Annotated in this window: 13 protein-coding genes, 4 tRNA genes and 1 pseudogene; 9 read left to right on the plus strand and 9 right to left on the minus strand. The window is 69.8% G+C overall.

The window, feature by feature from the left end; all coding sequences use genetic code 11:
* A pseudogene (locus AADR41_RS37300) lies at window positions 1–315 on the minus strand (hypothetical protein); the annotation flags it as partial.
* Between the two features lie 179 nt (window positions 316–494).
* On the minus strand, window positions 495–845 hold the full coding sequence (locus AADR41_RS37305; RefSeq protein WP_206433537.1) for a metallopeptidase family protein: 351 nt from the start codon (window positions 843–845) through the stop codon (window positions 495–497).
* Window positions 846–1,027: 182 nt separating this feature from the next.
* Between AADR41_RS37305 and AADR41_RS37310 the strand changes: the two genes are divergently transcribed.
* The 3 genes from AADR41_RS37310 to AADR41_RS37320 all read left to right on the plus strand — a co-directional run bounded on the left by AADR41_RS37310 (window position 1,028) and on the right by AADR41_RS37320 (window position 1,312).
* Window positions 1,028–1,100: transfer RNA gene (locus AADR41_RS37310), tRNA-Glu, on the plus strand.
* Window positions 1,101–1,138: 38 nt separating this feature from the next.
* Window positions 1,139–1,213 (plus strand) — tRNA-Asp (locus AADR41_RS37315).
* A gap of 22 nt (window positions 1,214–1,235) precedes the next feature.
* Window positions 1,236–1,312: transfer RNA gene (locus tag AADR41_RS37320), tRNA-Phe, on the plus strand.
* A gap of 38 nt (window positions 1,313–1,350) precedes the next feature.
* Here the strand turns inward: AADR41_RS37320 and AADR41_RS37325 are convergent.
* The 3 genes from AADR41_RS37325 to AADR41_RS37335 are packed head-to-tail and all read right to left on the minus strand — an operon-like array spanning window position 1,351 to window position 3,466.
* Window positions 1,351–2,202 carry a cytochrome c biogenesis CcdA family protein gene (locus AADR41_RS37325; protein WP_342286532.1) on the minus strand — a complete coding sequence of 284 codons (852 nt, stop codon included), beginning with the start codon at window positions 2,200–2,202 and terminating at the stop codon, window positions 1,351–1,353.
* The gene (locus AADR41_RS37330; protein ID WP_342286533.1) at window positions 2,199–3,011 is read right to left on the minus strand and encodes a DsbA family protein; all 813 of its coding nucleotides are present in this window, start codon (window positions 3,009–3,011) and stop codon (window positions 2,199–2,201) included. The genes AADR41_RS37325 and AADR41_RS37330 overlap by 4 nt, the downstream gene beginning before the upstream one ends.
* Window positions 3,012–3,067: 56 nt before the next feature.
* Entirely contained in the window at window positions 3,068–3,466 is a 399-nt protein-coding gene (locus AADR41_RS37335) for a hypothetical protein (RefSeq protein ID WP_342286535.1), read from the minus strand.
* 156 nt (window positions 3,467–3,622) lie between these two features.
* On the opposite strand from AADR41_RS37335, the gene hrpA reads away from it, so the two are divergent.
* The 3 genes from hrpA to AADR41_RS37350 all read left to right on the plus strand — a co-directional run bounded on the left by hrpA (window position 3,623) and on the right by AADR41_RS37350 (window position 8,117).
* Window positions 3,623–7,543 (plus strand): ATP-dependent RNA helicase HrpA, encoded by a 3,921-nt coding sequence (hrpA, locus tag AADR41_RS37340; RefSeq protein WP_342286536.1) that lies wholly within the window; start codon window positions 3,623–3,625, stop codon window positions 7,541–7,543.
* Between the two features lie 127 nt (window positions 7,544–7,670).
* A tRNA-Asp gene (locus AADR41_RS37345) sits at window positions 7,671–7,745 on the plus strand.
* A 138-nt stretch (window positions 7,746–7,883) separates the two neighbouring features.
* Window positions 7,884–8,117 carry a DUF6274 family protein gene (locus AADR41_RS37350; protein WP_342286537.1) on the plus strand — a complete coding sequence of 78 codons (234 nt, stop codon included), beginning with the start codon at window positions 7,884–7,886 and terminating at the stop codon, window positions 8,115–8,117.
* 506 nt (window positions 8,118–8,623) lie between these two features.
* Here the strand turns inward: AADR41_RS37350 and bldC are convergent.
* Both bldC and AADR41_RS37360 read right to left on the minus strand, forming a co-directional pair.
* Window positions 8,624–8,830 (minus strand): developmental transcriptional regulator BldC, encoded by a 207-nt coding sequence (gene bldC, locus AADR41_RS37355; protein WP_003949541.1) that lies wholly within the window; start codon window positions 8,828–8,830, stop codon window positions 8,624–8,626.
* Window positions 8,831–9,355: 525 nt separating this feature from the next.
* Window positions 9,356–10,201 carry a hypothetical protein gene (locus AADR41_RS37360; RefSeq protein WP_342286540.1) on the minus strand — a complete coding sequence of 282 codons (846 nt, stop codon included), beginning with the start codon at window positions 10,199–10,201 and terminating at the stop codon, window positions 9,356–9,358.
* 174 nt (window positions 10,202–10,375) lie between these two features.
* Between AADR41_RS37360 and AADR41_RS37365 the strand changes: the two genes are divergently transcribed.
* Complete coding sequence (locus tag AADR41_RS37365; RefSeq protein WP_342286541.1) at window positions 10,376–11,467, plus strand: Leu/Phe/Val dehydrogenase; 1,092 nt, start codon at window positions 10,376–10,378, stop codon at window positions 11,465–11,467.
* A gap of 312 nt (window positions 11,468–11,779) precedes the next feature.
* Window positions 11,780–12,037, plus strand: coding sequence for a DUF3073 domain-containing protein (locus AADR41_RS37370; RefSeq protein WP_072488579.1), 258 nt, complete (start codon window positions 11,780–11,782; stop codon window positions 12,035–12,037).
* A 188-nt stretch (window positions 12,038–12,225) separates the two neighbouring features.
* Here AADR41_RS37370 and purM read toward each other — a convergent pair whose 3' ends face one another.
* On the minus strand, window positions 12,226–13,299 hold the full coding sequence (gene purM / locus AADR41_RS37375; RefSeq protein WP_342286543.1) for a phosphoribosylformylglycinamidine cyclo-ligase: 1,074 nt from the start codon (window positions 13,297–13,299) through the stop codon (window positions 12,226–12,228).
* 60 nt (window positions 13,300–13,359) lie between these two features.
* Window positions 13,360–14,886, minus strand: a complete 1,527-nt coding sequence (gene purF, locus AADR41_RS37380) for an amidophosphoribosyltransferase (protein WP_342286544.1) — start codon at window positions 14,884–14,886, stop codon at window positions 13,360–13,362.
* A 420-nt stretch (window positions 14,887–15,306) separates the two neighbouring features.
* Between purF and AADR41_RS37385 the strand changes: the two genes are divergently transcribed.
* On the plus strand, window positions 15,307–15,405 hold the full coding sequence (locus tag AADR41_RS37385; RefSeq protein WP_342286545.1) for a putative leader peptide: 99 nt from the start codon (window positions 15,307–15,309) through the stop codon (window positions 15,403–15,405).
* The last annotated feature ends 108 nt before the right edge of the window (window positions 15,406–15,513 follow it).

Genomic DNA, 15,513 nt, shown 5'->3' on the forward strand with positions numbered 1-15,513 from the left:
CCCTTCCCCCTGCTCCCCGCCCGGACGTACGCCACCGGGGTCGGCCGAGGACCCGGCGGAGCCGCTCGGACCGGGCGACTCGGCGGTCTCCCGCTCGGAGTGCGCCTCGGCCCCTCCGCCACCGGTCCGGACCCTGCCCGTACCCGCCACCGTGCCGCCGTCCGGCCGGGCGGCGCTCCCCCCGTGCTCGGGCGAGGGGGACGGCGACGGCGCCGCTTTTCCCCCGTCGTCGCCGATGCTCATGCAGCCGGTGGACGTGGCGACCGTCGCGGCGATGACGGCCGCCCATCGGACAGGGACGGACAACTGGCGCACGGGAGGCACCTCCGGGGTACGAAGAGGGGGACGGGCGTCGAAGCGGGAGCGGGAGTCACGGAAGAAGCGCGGCTCCGTGCCCAACTCCCCTCGCCCCACCGGGGACACGCCCCGCTCCCGTCCCGCACACCACCCGCACGCCTTCCCCGGCGAGTCCGCACTCACCGCCGGGGGCTTCCTCAGCCGTAGCCGAGCGCGTGCAGCCTCGCGTCGTCGATGCCGAAGTGGTGGGCGATCTCATGGACGACCGTGATCTCGGTCTCCGCCACCACGTCCTCGCGGGACTCGCACATCCGCAGGGTCGGCCCCCGGTAGATGGTGATCCGGTCCGGCAGCACCCCCGCGTACCACTCACCGCGATCGGTCAGCGGCGTCCCCTCGTACAGCCCGAGCAGCTCCGGGTCTCCCGGGTCGGGCTCGTCCTCGACGAACACCGCGACGTTGTCCATCAGCCGAGTCAGCTCCGGCGGGATCCGGTCCAGGGCCTCGGCGACCAGTTCTTCGAACTCTTCGCGCGTCATCTCCAGCACCCCGCCATTGTCCCGTACCGACGGCCCGGACGCCCCGGCCCGGACGGGCCGTACGAGCGTCCCCGCGGCGGGGCTCGCACCCCTGCCGGGAGCTCGCGGTAAACCGTTTTGGCGATAGCCGCCGCCATCCCATATGCTTCTCACGTCCCCGACGCGCTGGAAAGCGCGCAGGTGGGCCCTTAGCCCTCATCGTCTAGTGGCCCAGGACGCCGCCCTTTCAAGGCGGTAGCACGGGTTCGAATCCCGTTGGGGGCACGCTTTAACGTGTGCGAGACTTGTCTCGCACATTGCTTGGTCCTGTGGAGCAGTTTGGAGTGCTCGCCACCCTGTCAAGGTGGAGGCCGCGGGTTCAAATCCCGTCAGGACCGCTGCAGCCCTTATGAGCTGCGTGGCTGGGTAGCTCAGTTGGTACGAGCGATCGCCTGAAAAGCGATAGGTCGCCGGTTCGATCCCGGCCCCAGCCACCACCCGAAGGCCCCGTCCACCGGACGGGGCCTTCGCCGTGTCAGACCTCTTCCCGGTCCGCCCGGTTCACGCCGTTCCGGCCGCGCCACGCCCGTACCGCCAGAACCAGCAGCACCACCGCGACCACGGCCACCAGTGCCATCACGTCCGGGACGTGCTCGCCGATGCGCTGGGCCCACTGCTCCACGGCGAACGAATCGTCCACGTTCAGCAGTCCGGGCAGCGCCGTCGTCCCGTCGTACACGAGGAACAGCGCGCCGAGCGCGATGAAGAAGAGCCCCGACAGCAGGGTCGTGGTGTGCAGTTCGAAGCGGCCGAGCCGGAAGGTGCGGCCGCGCAGCCAGGCCCGGCGGCCCAGGTCGAAGCGCTCCCAGAGCAGTGCGAGCAGGAAGAGCGGGACCGCCATGCCCAGGGCGTAGACCGCGAGCAGCAGTCCGCCGTAGACCGGGCTGCCGCTGACCGCCGCCACGGTGAGGACGCTGCCGAGGATCGGGCCCGCGCAGAAGCCGGCCAGTCCGTAGACGGCGCCCAGCGCGTAGACGGACAGGGCGGTGGTCGGGCGGATCCGGCCGCTGAGTGCGGCGATCCGGCGCGAGGCGAAGCCCAGGCCGACGATCTGCGCGACGCCGAGCGCGATGATCAGCCAGCCCGCGCCGAGGACGAGCGCGTCGCGGTGCCGGTAGAAGAGGCGTCCGGCGAACGAACCCGCGGCACCGAGCGGCACCAGGGTGGTGGCCAGCCCGGCGTAGAAGATGCCGGTACGGGCCAGCAGGCGCGAGGCGGAGTCGATGGAGTAGGCGAAGAAGGCGGGCAGCAGCAGGGCGCTGCACGGGCTGACCAGGGCGAGCAGCCCGCCGAGGAAGGCCGCGAAGTATCCGATGTCAGCGGTCATTTCGCGGCGTCCCCGGCACCCTCGGCGTTCTTGCCGCCCTTGGCGTCCTCGGTGTTGCGGGCCTTCTCGGCCGCCGCCTCGATGGCCCGGGTGAAGGTCTCCGCGGGCTGGGCCCCCGCGATCGGGCGGCCGTTGATCAGGAACGACGGGGTGGAGGTCGCACCGATCCCGTACCCCTGTTCCTGGTCCTTGCTCACGGCGGCCGAGGCGGCGGAGCTGTCCGCGTCGCGGGCGAAGCGGTCGAGGTCCGCGACCCCGGCCTCCTGGGCGAGCGCCTTCAGCCGGTCCTTGCCGAACCCCTTCTCCTTGACGCCCTCGGCGTACGCGGCGGCGTGGAACTGCCAGAAGCGGTTCTGCTGTCCGGCGGCCCAGGCGGCGCGGGCGGCGGCCTCGGACTCGGCGCCGAAGATCGGGAAGTTGCGCCATTCGATGCGCAGGGTGCCGTTGTCGACGTACTTCTCGACCAGGGCGGGCTCGGTGTCGCGGGCGAACTTTCCGCAGTAGCCGCACTTGAAGTCGGCGTACTCGATGAGGACCACGGGCGCGTCGGCGCGGCCCTGCGCGAGCTTGTCGCCGGCGTCCCGGCGGGCGAGCTTCGCCAGCTCCGGATAGACGCCGGCGTCCGGGTCGGCGGCGACGTCGGCGACCGAGGAGGAGGACGGCTTCGAGTGGTCGGGGGCGGTGGCCTGGTAGGAGACGTAGCCGAGCAGCGCGGCGGCGAGCACGACTCCGGCGCCGTAGAGCACCGGCTTCCTGGACGAGGACTTCCGTGCGGGCGTGGTTTTCCGGGCGGACGGGGACTTGGGCATGCGGGACTCCGTGCTGGTGATGTGGGAGAGAAGGGGTGGCCGGGCGGAGCGGCCGGCTACACCCTCAGCACGGAGAGTTCCACGGGGGTGGGAGCGGCTGGCGCGGGGGCGCGGAGGTTCAGCCGCACGGGCGGGTGGACCGGTCCCGGCCCGGTGGCGACGGGCAGGCCCCACCCGGCCAGGCCGGGGGCCTGGTCGTACGCGGCACGGGCCCGGCCCGGGAGCGCGGGTTCGCCGTCGGGCTTCCTGGTCTTGCGGCATCCCGGCGTCGGGTGCCCGTCGGCGTCCGCCGCCACCACCCGGCCGGCGTCGGCCGGGGCATCCGCACCCGTGACCGCGGCCACGACCACGGCGGGGGCGGTGCCGCCGCCGGGCACCGCCGTCGCCGGTCCGCAGAACAGCCCCAGCACCACCGCGAGCACCGCCATCAGGCAGCACCACTGCGTACGGGACACGGCGACCGGCCTTTCCGGACGGGGGCAACGGGTGGTCAGCTGCCCGAAATGGTACGTGCTGTGATCCCGCGCCTCCGCGCGGTGCCCGGGTGGTGACCCGGACCGCACGAAATATGTTCGCGGTTCGTCGGGCCCGGGTGAGATCCTGGGCTCCGTATGTCTACTTCCTTCGCTGATCTCCAGAACCGGCTCGGAGAGATCTCGCTCCGCGATGCGCACCGGCTCGGCCGCCGTCTCGAAGGGGCGCGCCGCATCCGTAAGCCCGAGGCCAGGCAGTCCGTGCTCGACGAGATCGCCGCCGAGGCCGCAAAGGCCGCCGAGCGGCTCTCGCTGCGCGCCGGGCGGATGCCTGCTCTGACGTACCCGGAACAGCTCCCGGTCAGTCAGAAGAAGGACGAGATCCTGGAGGCGATACGCGACCACCAGGTCGTGATCGTCGCCGGGGAGACCGGCTCCGGCAAGACCACGCAGATCCCGAAGATCTGCATGGAGCTGGGGCGCGGGGTCCGGGGCATGATCGGGCACACCCAGCCGCGCCGGATCGCCGCCCGTACGGTCGCCGAGCGCGTCGCGGACGAGCTGAAGACGCCGCTGGGCGAGGCGGTCGGCTGGAAGGTCCGCTTCACCGACCAGGTGAACCCCGAAGCGACGTATCTGAAGCTGATGACGGACGGCATCCTGCTCGCCGAGATCCAGACGGACCGCGAGCTGCGCGCCTACGACACGATCATCATCGACGAGGCCCACGAGCGGTCGCTGAACATCGACTTCCTGCTCGGCTATCTGGCCAGGCTGCTGCCGAAGCGCCCGGACCTGAAGGTCGTCATCACCTCGGCGACGATCGACCCCGAGCGGTTCGCGCGCCACTTCGGCGAGGCGCCGATCGTCGAGGTCAGCGGGCGTACGTACCCGGTCGAGGTGCGGTACCGCCCGCTCCTCGAAGAGGACACCGACGACTCCGACCGCGACCAGATCACCGCGATCTGCGACGCCGTGGACGAGCTCCAGTCGGACGGGCCCGGCGACGTCCTGGTCTTCCTCTCCGGCGAGCGGGAGATCCGCGACACCGCGGACGCGCTGAACAAGCGGAACCTGCGCCACACCGAGGTGCTCCCGCTCTACGCCCGTCTCTCGCACGCCGAACAGCACCGCGTCTTCCAGCGCCACACGGGACGCAGGATCGTGCTGGCGACCAATGTCGCCGAGACCTCGCTGACCGTGCCCGGCATCAAGTACGTGATCGACCCGGGCAACGCCCGGATCTCCCGCTACAGCCACCGCACCAAGGTCCAGCGGCTGCCGATCGAGCGGATCTCGCAGGCCAGCGCCAACCAGCGCAAGGGCCGCTGCGGCCGTACGTCGGACGGCATCTGCATCCGGCTGTACTCCGAGGACGACTTCCTGACCCGTCCGGAGTTCACCGACCCGGAGATCCTCCGTACGAACCTGGCCTCCGTCATCCTCCAGATGACCGCGGCCGGCCTGGGCGACATCGAGAAGTTCCCCTTCATCGATCCGCCGGACCACCGAAACATCCGCGACGGCGTCCAGCTTCTCCAGGAGCTAGGTGCGCTGGACCCGGAGGAGAAGGATCCGAAAAAGCGGCTCACGCAGCTCGGCCGCAAGCTCTCGCAGCTGCCCGTCGACCCGCGGCTGGCCCGCATGGTCATCGAGGCCGACCGCAACGGCTGTGTCCGCGAGGTCATGGTCATCGCCTCCGCGCTCTCCATCCAGGACCCGCGCGAGCGGCCCTCGGAGAAGCAGACCCAGGCCGATCAGCAGCACGCCCGCTTCAAGGACGAGACGTCCGACTTCCTGGCGTTCCTGAACCTGTGGCGGTACATCCGCGAGCAGCAGAAGGAGCGCGGCTCGTCCAGCTTCCGCCGGATGTGCAAGCAGGAGTATCTGAACTTCCTGCGCATCCGCGAATGGCAGGACATCTACGCGCAGCTGCGCACCGTCGCCAAGCAGATGGGAATCAACCTCAACGAGGAGGACGCACCGGAGCAGTCGGTGCACACCTCGCTGCTGGCCGGGCTGCTCTCGCACATCGGGCTGAAGGACACCGAGAAGAACGAGTACCTGGGCGCCCGCAGCGCCAAGTTCGCGATCTTCCCCGGTTCGGCGCTCTTCAAGAAGCAGCCCCGGTTCGTGATGTCGGCCGAGCTGGTCGAGACGTCCCGGCTGTGGGCGCGGGTCAACGCCAAGGTCGAGCCGGAGTGGATCGAGCCGCTGGCCCAGCATCTGCTGAAGCGCACCTACAGCGAGCCGCACTGGGAGAAGGACCAGGCGGCGGTGATGGCGTACGAGCGGGTCACGCTCTACGGGGTGCCGATCGTCGCCCAGCGCAAGATCAATTTCGGCCGTATCGACGCCGAGACCTCCCGCGATCTCTTCATCCACAACGCCCTGGTCGAGGGCGACTGGCGGACCCACCACCAGTTCTTCCACGACAACCGCAAGCTCCTCGGCGAGGTCGAGGAGCTGGAGCACCGCGCCCGGCGTCGCGACATCCTCGTGGACGACGAGACGCTCTTCGACTTCTACGACCGGCGGATCCCCGACCACGTGGTCTCCGGGGCGCACTTCGACTCCTGGTGGAAGCACAAGCGCCGGGACGAGCCGGACGCGCTGGACTTCGAGCGCTCGATGCTCATCAACGAGAAGGCCGGGGCCGTCACCAAGGACGACTACCCGGACTCCTGGCGCCAGGGGAAGCTCAAGTTCAAGGTCACCTACCAGTTCGAGCCCGGTGCGGACGCCGACGGCGTGACCGTCCACATCCCGCTCCAGGTGCTCAACCAGGTCACCGCCGAGGGCTTCGACTGGCAGATCCCCGGCCTGCGGGAGGAAGTGGTCACCGAGCTGATCCGCTCGCTGCCCAAGCCGATCCGCCGGCACTACGTCCCCGCGCCGAACTACGCGGACAAGTTCCTCGACCGGGCGGTCCCCCTCCAGGAGCCGTTGCCCCTCACGCTGGCCCGGGAGCTCCAGAGGATGGTCGGTGTTCCGGTCACGGCCGACGACTTCGACCTGAGCCGCGTCCCGGACCACCTGAAGATCACTTTCCGGATCGTCGACGAGCGGCGCCGCAAGGTGGCCGAGGACAAGGACCTGGAGGCGCTGAAGCTCCAGCTGCGTCCGAAGGCCCGCCAGGCCCTCTCCAAGGCCGCGGCGGCCACCGCGGGCCCCACGGGCGAGTCCATCGAGCGTTCGGGCCTCACGGACTGGACGATCGGCACGCTGAACCGCGTCTTCGAGACCAGGCGGGCCGGCCAGCCGGTCAAGGCGTACCCGGCGCTGGTGGACCAGGGCGGGACCGTCGCCGTACGGCTCTTCGACACCGAGGCCGAGCAGCAGCGGGCGATGTGGCTCGGCACCCGGAAGCTGATCATGCTGAACGTGCCGGTGAACCCGGCGAAGTTCGCCTCCGACAAGCTGACGAACCAGCAGAAGCTGGCCCTGTCCCGCAATCCGCACGGCTCCATCCAGGCCCTCTTCGAGGACTGCGCGACGGCGGCCGCCGACCGGCTGATCGTCGCGCACGGCGGCCCGGCCTGGGACGAGGAGTCGTTCCGGAAGCTGTACGACAAGGTGCGCGCCGACCTCGTCGCGCTGACCGAGCACACGGTCAAGCAGGTCCAGCAGGTGCTGGCCGCCTGGCAGGCCTGCGAGCGGCGGCTGAAGGCCACCAACAGCCTGGTCCTGGTCGACAACGTCACCGACGCACGGGACCAGCTCGCGGCCCTGATGCCGCCGGACTTCGTCACGAGGACCGGGCTGCGCAGGCTGCCCGACCTGATGCGCTATCTGGTCGCCGTGGACCGCCGGCTCCAGCAGATGCCGACGGCCGTCCAGCGCGACACCACGCGCATGGAGAAGGTCCACGAGATGCAGGACGAGTACGCCTGGCTGCTCGAACAGCTGCCGCAGGGCAGGCCCGTGCCGCAGGAGGTCCTGGACATCCGCTGGATGATCGAGGAGCTCCGGGTCAGCTACTTCGCCCACGCCCTGGGGACGGCCTACCCCGTCTCCGACAAGAGGATCGTGAAGGCGATCGACGCGGCGGCGCCGTGAGACGACACCGGACGGGCGGCCTCCGGAGCTGTGACGGAGCCGCCACCTTCGGTGAGTTCGACCGCACCCTCTGACCTGCTGTACAGTCTGTCTTCGCAGCCAGCCGCAAGGAAGGCAGCGAAAACCTGGTCCTGTGGAGCAGTTTGGAGTGCTCGCCACCCTGTCAAGGTGGAGGCCGCGGGTTCAAATCCCGTCAGGACCGCAGTAACGAAAGCCCGGATCCTTCTGGATCCGGGCTTTCGCGCGTCTTGACTCCGGTGGCCGCCGACGAGTACTCAGACAGCAGAGGCCGCCCCTGATTTCCCGGCGCGGGGCGGCGGTCCACCGGGAGGTGGCGTGTATGACGACGTCCGCCACGCACGAGACCCGCGCGCTCCTGCGCGCCCATCTGGCCGCCGTTTCCGGCCGCCGCCATCTCACCCGCCACTGTGCGGTCTGCCACCGGCTCCTGCGGCTCGTCATGGAGCCCGTGACGGCCCGCCGGAGCGATTCCGCCCCCGAACCGCCGACCCCGCGTACGGAGCGCCAGGAGGGCGCTCCTGAGGCCCAGGACGAAAGTCCCACCGACGAGTGACCAATGGCGGGACTTTCCGCTTCCCGACGATGGCAGGCTCGTACTTGGCAAGACTCGCACAGTGTGACGGGAGTCACCGAAGGAGTTTTGAGAAGGGGTGACTTTACTCCCTTCCTACAACTGGCGAATTTAATATGTGCAATTGCACCACTCGGACGGGAGTTCCGGGGGACCATGTGAACCACGCCTCCCCGGCCTCCCCGGGCGGTCCGGAACAGTCCCGCACAGACCCGCTCAAGCCCGCACGGCACCCCGGCCGGACCCGACCGGACGCCCGGTTTCCCGCGAGCCCGGAAGGCGCCTGCGGACCCGGCCCCGGGGCACGGGTCGCGGGCACAAAAAAGATCGCGCTGGACCCGGCGGAGTCCAGCGCGATCGAACGACGCACCCGCATTGCACAGGTATGGCGCCCGTTGGGGCGGGCGCCCGTCATTTGGAGCTATGGGTGGGCCTGTACGGGTTGGGGGACCCGGAAGCCCGGTTGTTGCGCGGCGACAGGGGGTGTGTCAGGCCTCGCTGCGCTGCTGCGGAATACCCGCAAGCAGTGCGCGGACCTCTGCCTCGCGGTACCGGCGATGTCCACCGAGCGTGCGGATGGACGTGAGCTTGCCTGCCTTGGCCCAACGGGTAACCGTCTTCGGGTCCACGCGGAACATCGTGGCAACCTCAGCCGGGGTCAGCAGCGGCTCGGCATCAGGGGTGCGAGCGGTCATGAGCGGCCTCCTCGGGAGAACCGAACCATCTCGGTTCTTTCCTCTAAATTCTGCACCTTGACCCGCGTTGCCCGAAATGGCGGACGCGGGCCGAGTCGGTTATAGGACGAACGGCTTGTCCTCGGCACTACAACTACACCATCCGTCCAGCCACGTCGGCCAAACCGATGGAATTGCCCTCCCAGGTGTTCATCAGCGACGGAAGCCGATGGACCATGCCATAGCGGACAGTCACTCCGCCGTGACGATCAGTCACAGAGCGATCAGGAGCCATCAGACCCCCCATAGCGTGCAATGCTGAGCATTCCGCCCTTAGTTGGACGGACGGAGCCCTCCCCGGGCTCCTTGTCCTATTTTGGCATGAGGAGTAGGGAAGGGCGCAAGAGCCCCGTTAGTGCTATCCATCACGCTTGAGGCAAAGGCCCGGTTCGGGACGTAGGTCCTAAGACCTCGGTAGTACCGTTCCGCCTCTTTGTTCTCACACGTCACAGAGGGCACAGAGAGACAGACGCAGAAACCGCGCGGTCAGTTCGCGAACTGACGATCTCTCACGGCCCGCCAGCGCTCCGCCAGCCGTCCGTAGGCCTCACCGGCCCCTTCGGTGTCGCCGGCCCGCAGCGCGGCGATGCCCTCGGCCACATCGGCGGCCGACCGGTCCCCGGCGAGCTCCTTCGCGGGCAGCGCGTGCACCAGGCCCGCGTAGTCCAGCTCGACCAGCGCCCGCGGGTGGAACTCCTCCAGCCAGCGCCCCACGTCCACCAGCCCCTCGGTCAGCGGACCCTCGTCCACCGAGTCCCGCAGCGTCTTCAGTGCCCGGGCCAGCCTGCGGCGGGCCTGCACCATCGGCGTCCGGTACCGCAGCACGGGCGCCGCACCGTCCTCGCCCGCCGGCTCGTACTCCCGCTCCTCGTCGGAGAAGAGCACGAACCACCGCACCGGCACCTGCCACACCGAGGTACGGATCCACGGTCTGGCGTCCGGATTCCGCTCCGTCCACCGCTCGTGGTCCGCGACCGCCTGCCCGCGCACCACCGGCGGCAGCACCGCGTCGAGCACCGGCGCGGGGAACATCTCCGCCAGCTCCTCCAGCGCCAGCCAGCCGCGCAGCCTGGTCCGCCACGGGCAGACGCACACCACCCCGTCGGCCTCGGCGACGAACGCGTCCGCGCTCTCGTGCACCGGCACCGCGACCGGCGGGGTGGCCGCCAAGTCGGCGAGCGAGCGTCTCAGTTCGTCCTGGGCGGTGGGGATCCGGGCCCGCCCGGCGTACCGGGCCCAGTGGGCGCGCTCGGGCTCCGGGAAGGCGGCCAGCGGCTCGTACACCCGGAGGTAGGACGCGTAAGGGACGAGCACCGAAGACACCACCGACATGGAGCAGATCGTGTCACGCCCGTACTCCGCAGGGGGGTGATCCGGGGCAGTGGAACAGATCTACGTCCAGGTAGGAATTACGCTCTTGCCCTGTCGGACCGGCCGCGCGGCCGGTCCACGGCCCACCCCACCTTCAGGAGGGTCTTCGCCGCTTCGTACTTTGGAGTCACCACAGTGACCCATGTGACCGGCGCGCCTGTTGATGTATTGCACACCCTGTTCCAGTCGGAGCAGGGTGGCCACGAACAAGTCGTGCTCTGCCAGGACCGTGCCAGCGGTCTCAAGGCTGTCATCGCCATCCACTCCACCGCCCTGGGCCCGGCCCTCGGCGGCACCCGTTTCTACCCGTACGCCTCCGAGAAGGAGGCCGTCGCGGACGCGCTGAACCTCGCGCGCGGCATGTCGTACAAGAACGCCATGGCCGGTCTCGACCACGGCGGCGGCAAGGCCGTCGTCATCGGCGACCCCGAGCAGATCAAGTCGGAGGAACTGCTGCTGGCCTACGGCCGGTTCGTGGCCTCGCTCGGCGGGCGGTACGTGACGGCCTGCGACGTCGGCACCTATGTCGCCGACATGGACGTCGTCGCCCGCGAGTGCCGCTGGACCACCGGCCGCTCCCCCGAGAACGGCGGCGCCGGCGACTCCTCGGTCCTCACCGCCTTCGGCGTCTTCCAGGGCATGCGGGCCTCTGCGCAGCACGTCTGGGGCGACCCGACGCTGCGTGGCCGAAAAGTGGGGGTCGCCGGGGTCGGCAAGGTCGGCCACTACCTCGTCGAGCATCTGCTCTCCGACGGCGCGGAGGTCGTGATCACGGATGTGCGGGAGGATTCCGTACGCCGGATCACCGACAAGCACCCCGGGGTCGCCGTCGCGGCGGACACCGAGGCGCTGATCCGCACCGAGGGGCTCGACATCTACGCCCCGTGCGCGCTCGGTGGTGCGCTGAACGACGAGAGCGTCGCGGTGCTCACCGCCAAGGTGGTGTGCGGCGCGGCCAACAACCAGCTCGCGCACCCGGGCGTCGAGAAGGACCTCGCGGACCGCTCGATCCTGTACGCACCCGACTACGTGGTGAACGCGGGCGGAGTCATCCAGGTCGCCGACGAACTGAACGGCTTCGACTTCGACCGGTGCAAGGCCAAGGCGTCGAAGATCTTCGACACCACGCTGGCCATATTCGCACGTGCGAAGGACGACGGCATCCCGCCGGCCGCCGCGGCCGACCGGATCGCCGAGCAGCGGATGGCCGAAGCCCGCCGGCGCTGACGGTGGCGGACGCGTCACCGCGCGTCCGCACCGGCCCGTGACCCCCGACCCGCCGACCGGCGGGAGTCTTGTCTCGCCGGTCGGCGGGTCGCATGCCAAGAAGAGGTTAAAATCGCAGTTGACCAGCGAGGACAGGGCTTCTCGCCGGTCCTCTTCCGGGGCGCGTGATGCGGGCGGCGTACCGTATGGTCGCGGAAGCAGGTACCGTTAAAGCCCTACGGGCACGGTCTCTCAGCCGAGAGTCCGTCCTGAAACATGAACGCGTGTCAAGACTCTGGGGCCGTCGAGCCCCGTCACCGAGGGGGTCGAGCCATGGGGCGCGGCCGGGCAAAGGCCAAGCAGACAAAGGTCGCCCGCCAGCTGAAGTACAGCAGCGGCGGGACTGACCTGTCGCGTCTGGCCAATGAGCTGGGCGCATCGCCTTCGAGTCAACCACCGAACGCAGAGCCGTTCGAGGACGACGACGAGGAAGATGACCCGTACGCACAGTACGCGGATCTGTACAACGACGACGAGGACGAGGACGAGGACGACAAGTCCGGTCCGTCGTCACAGCGCCGCGGCGCTTGACCTCGCGCTGACACATCAACCCGGTCCGGGCCTGTCCCGGACCGGGTTCTGTGCTGTCCCGGTACGGTCCGGCCGCCGGTGCGGAATCCGGTTCTTCCGAGGGTTCTCCCCGGCAGCCGGAAGTGCTGGACTTCCGGCTGCCGGGCAGCCGGCGGCCATCGGGGTGTCCCGGTGTGCCCGCCTGGTGTCTATCGCGCGTACCCGCCGACGAGCTCCGCGCCCGAGGTGTGTGCCCCGCGCTCGGTGATCTCGCCCGCGACCCAGGAGTCGATCCCGCGGTCGGCCAGGGTGGTCAGTGCCGCGTCCACGGATTCGGCCGGGACGATCGCGATCATGCCGACGCCCATGTTCAGCGTCTTCTCCAGCTCCAGCTGCTCGACCTGTCCGGCCTTGCCGACCAGGTCGAAGACCGCGCCGGGGGTCCAGGTGGAGCGGTCGACCGTGGCGTGCAGGTCGTCCGGGACGACCCGGGCCAGGTTGTTGGCCAGGCCGCCGCCGGTGACGTGGCTGAAGCCGTGCACCTCGGTGGTGCGGGTGAGGGCCAGGCAGTCCAGCGAGTAGATCCTGGTGGGCTCCAGGAGTTCCTCGCCGAGCGTGCGGCCGAACTCCTCGACCTGGCGGTCCAGCGACCAGCCGGCCCGGTCGAAGAACACGTGCCGGACGAGCGAGTACCCGTTGGAGTGAAGACCGGACGACGCCATGGCGATCACGGCGTCCCCCTTACGGATACGGTCCGGGCCCAGCAGCCGGTCGGCCTCGACCACGCCCGTACCGGCGCCGGCGACGTCGAAGTCGTCCGGGCCGAGCAGGCCGGGGTGCTCGGCCGTCTCGCCGCCGACGAGGGCGCAGCCCGCGAGGACGCAGCCTTCGGCGATGCCCTTCACGATGGCCGCGACACGCTCGGGGTGCACCTTGCCGACGCAGATGTAGTCGGTCATGAAGAGCGGCTCGGCGCCGCAGACGACCAGGTCGTCGACGACCATGCCGACGAGGTCGTGGCCGATGGTGTCGTACACGCCCATCTTGCGGGCGAGGTCGACCTTGGTGCCGACGCCGTCGGTGGCGGAGGCGAGCAGCGGACGCTCATAGCGCTTGAGGGCGGAGGCGTCGAAGAGTCCGGCGAAGCCGCCGAGGCCGCCGAGGCCCGCGACCTCGGGGCGCTGCGTCTTCTTCACCCACTCCTTCATCAGCTCGACGGCACGGTCGCCGGCCTCGATGTCGACGCCCGCTGCCGCGTAGGAAGCACCTGTTGTCTCAGACATTGCCTGGGATCTTTCGTGTGGAAATACGGGGCTGGTGGCCGGAGGTGTACGGCTGGGCCGTCACGGACGACGCAGTGCGTCGGCCGCGGCGGTCGCCGCAGGGCCTGCTGCCAGCTCGGTCTCCAGCAGCTGCTTGCCGAGCAGCTCCGGGTCCGGGAGCTCCATGGGGTACTCGCCGTCGAAGCAGGCGCGGCACAGGTTCGGCTTGGCGATCGTCGTCGCCTCGACCATCGCGTCGAGCGAGATGTACGCGAGCGAGTCGGCGCCCATCGACGTGGCGATCTCGTCGACGGTCATGCCGTTGGCGATCAGCTCGGCGCGGGTCGCGAAGTCGATGCCGAAGAAGCAGGGCCATTTCACCGGCGGGGAGGAGATCCGGATGTGGATCTCGGCAGCGCCGGCCTCGCGGAGCATCCGGACCAGTGCGCGCTGGGTGTTGCCGCGGACGATCGAGTCGTCGACGACCACCAGGCGCTTGCCCTTGATGACTTCCTTGAGGGGGTTCAGCTTGAGGCGGATGCCCAGCTGCCGAATGGTCTGGGAGGGCTGGATGAAGGTCCGGCCGACATAGGCGTTCTTCACCAGTCCGGCGCCGAACGGGATGCCGCTGGCCTCCGCGTAACCGATGGCGGCGGGGGTGCCGGACTCCGGTGTCGCTATGACCAGGTCGGCCTCGACGGGGGCCTCGGCAGCCAGCTTGCGGCCCATCTCCACCCGGGAGAGGTAGACGTTGCGCCCGGCGATGTCGGTGTCGGGGCGGGCCAGGTAGACGTACTCGAAGACGCAGCCCTTGGGCTTCGCTTCCGCGAATCGCGAGGTGCGCAGGCCGTTCTCGTCGATGGCGACCATCTCGCCCGGCTCGATCTCGCGCACGAAGCTGGCGCCGCAGATGTCCAGGGCGGCGGACTCGGAGGCCACCACCCAGCCGCGCTCCAGCCGGCCGAGGACCAGCGGGCGGATGCCCTGCGGGTCACGGGCGGCGTAGAGGGTGTGCTCGTCCATGAAGACGAGGGAGAAGGCGCCCCGCACATCGGGAAGCACCTTGGCGGCGGCCTCCTCGATGGTGAGCGGCTTGCCGTCCTCATCGGTCTGGCCGGCGAGCAGCGCGGTCACCAGATCGGTGTCGTTCGTCGCGGCGACCTGGGTGGCGCGGCCGTCCTTGCGGGGAAGGTCGGCGACCATTTCGGCAAGCTTGGCCGTATTGACCAGGTTGCCGTTGTGACCCAGGGCGATCGAGCCGTGCGCGGTCGCACGGAACGTCGGCTGCGCGTTCTCCCACACCGAGGCACCGGTGGTGGAGTAGCGGGCATGACCGACCGCGATATGGCCCTGGAGGGATCCCAGAGACGTTTCGTCGAAGACCTGCGAGACCAGTCCCATGTCCTTGAAGACCAGGATCTGGGACCCGTTGCTCACTGCGATGCCCGCGGACTCCTGTCCACGGTGCTGCAGGGCATACAGTCCGAAATAGGTGAGCTTGGCGACCTCTTCGCCCGGAGCCCAGACACCGAAGACGCCGCAAGCGTCCTGGGGGCCCTTCTCTCCGGGGAGCAGGTCGTGGTTGAGTCGTCCATCACCACGAGGCACGCCACCGAGTGTAGGCGAGATCGACCACTGGTCCGAATTCGAGATACCGGTCCGGACCACCGGGGAAGCGCTCCCGGGGGTGTCCCGAAGGGCACGTCGAACGGTCACGGGGAGTGATCATCCGTCGAGTGCGGCGGGATACGGATCGGGCCACGGGGCGGCGGTCGCCCGGATCAGCGCCCGGTTACCGTCGGGTTCCGGCCATTTCGGCCGAGGAGCCCATCAGGCCGGATGGTGGCGCTCGGTGAGGCGGCCGAGGGCCCGGCGCGCAGTCCGACCGAACGCGCGTTTCGTGGCGAGCCTCACACCGGGAGGCGGGGGTGCGGGGCCCAAGGACCGCCCCGAGGCCCACGGCGCGCTTCGTCCGCAGGGCGAGACCATCGTTGACAGGCGCATGGCCAATTGGCAGGCTCCTGCACCATGCAGCCCCGGCCCCTCGCCGACCGCTCGGTCGCGCTCGTGGAGCGCCGCCACGTCGATCTGGGACGTGTCGCGAGCGCCATCTGTCGCCGCGCCTGATTCCGCCGGCGCGCCCTCGGTCGCTCCGAATCCCCCGTCCCCCCGCCACCCCCGTGGCAGGCACGGGGACCGCTCTCCCGCCGAGCGCCGGTCCGCCCGCCCCCGCAC

Origin of the sequence: Streptomyces sp. CLV115 (assembly GCF_038448545.1) — a bacterium.
GTDB classification, from domain to species: Bacteria; Actinomycetota; Actinomycetes; order Streptomycetales; family Streptomycetaceae; genus Streptomyces; species Streptomyces sanglieri.

Excerpts from the sequence above, each read along its gene's own strand:
- AADR41_RS37325 (WP_342286532.1), bottom strand. The coding sequence starts at position 2,202 with ATGACCGCTGACATCGGATACTTCGCGGCCTTCCTCGGCGGGCTGCTC.
- AADR41_RS37330 (WP_342286533.1), bottom strand. The coding sequence starts at position 3,011 with ATGCCCAAGTCCCCGTCCGCCCGGAAAACCACGCCCGCACGGAAGTCC.
- hrpA (WP_342286536.1), top strand. The coding sequence starts at position 3,623 with ATGTCTACTTCCTTCGCTGATCTCCAGAACCGGCTCGGAGAGATCTCG.
- AADR41_RS37350 (WP_342286537.1), top strand. The coding sequence starts at position 7,884 with ATGACGACGTCCGCCACGCACGAGACCCGCGCGCTCCTGCGCGCCCAT.
- bldC (WP_003949541.1), bottom strand. The coding sequence starts at position 8,830 with ATGACCGCTCGCACCCCTGATGCCGAGCCGCTGCTGACCCCGGCTGAG.
- AADR41_RS37360 (WP_342286540.1), bottom strand. The coding sequence starts at position 10,201 with ATGTCGGTGGTGTCTTCGGTGCTCGTCCCTTACGCGTCCTACCTCCGG.
- AADR41_RS37370 (WP_072488579.1), top strand. The coding sequence starts at position 11,780 with ATGGGGCGCGGCCGGGCAAAGGCCAAGCAGACAAAGGTCGCCCGCCAG.
- purM (WP_342286543.1), bottom strand. The coding sequence starts at position 13,299 with ATGTCTGAGACAACAGGTGCTTCCTACGCGGCAGCGGGCGTCGACATC.
- AADR41_RS37385 (WP_342286545.1), top strand. The coding sequence starts at position 15,307 with ATGCAGCCCCGGCCCCTCGCCGACCGCTCGGTCGCGCTCGTGGAGCGC.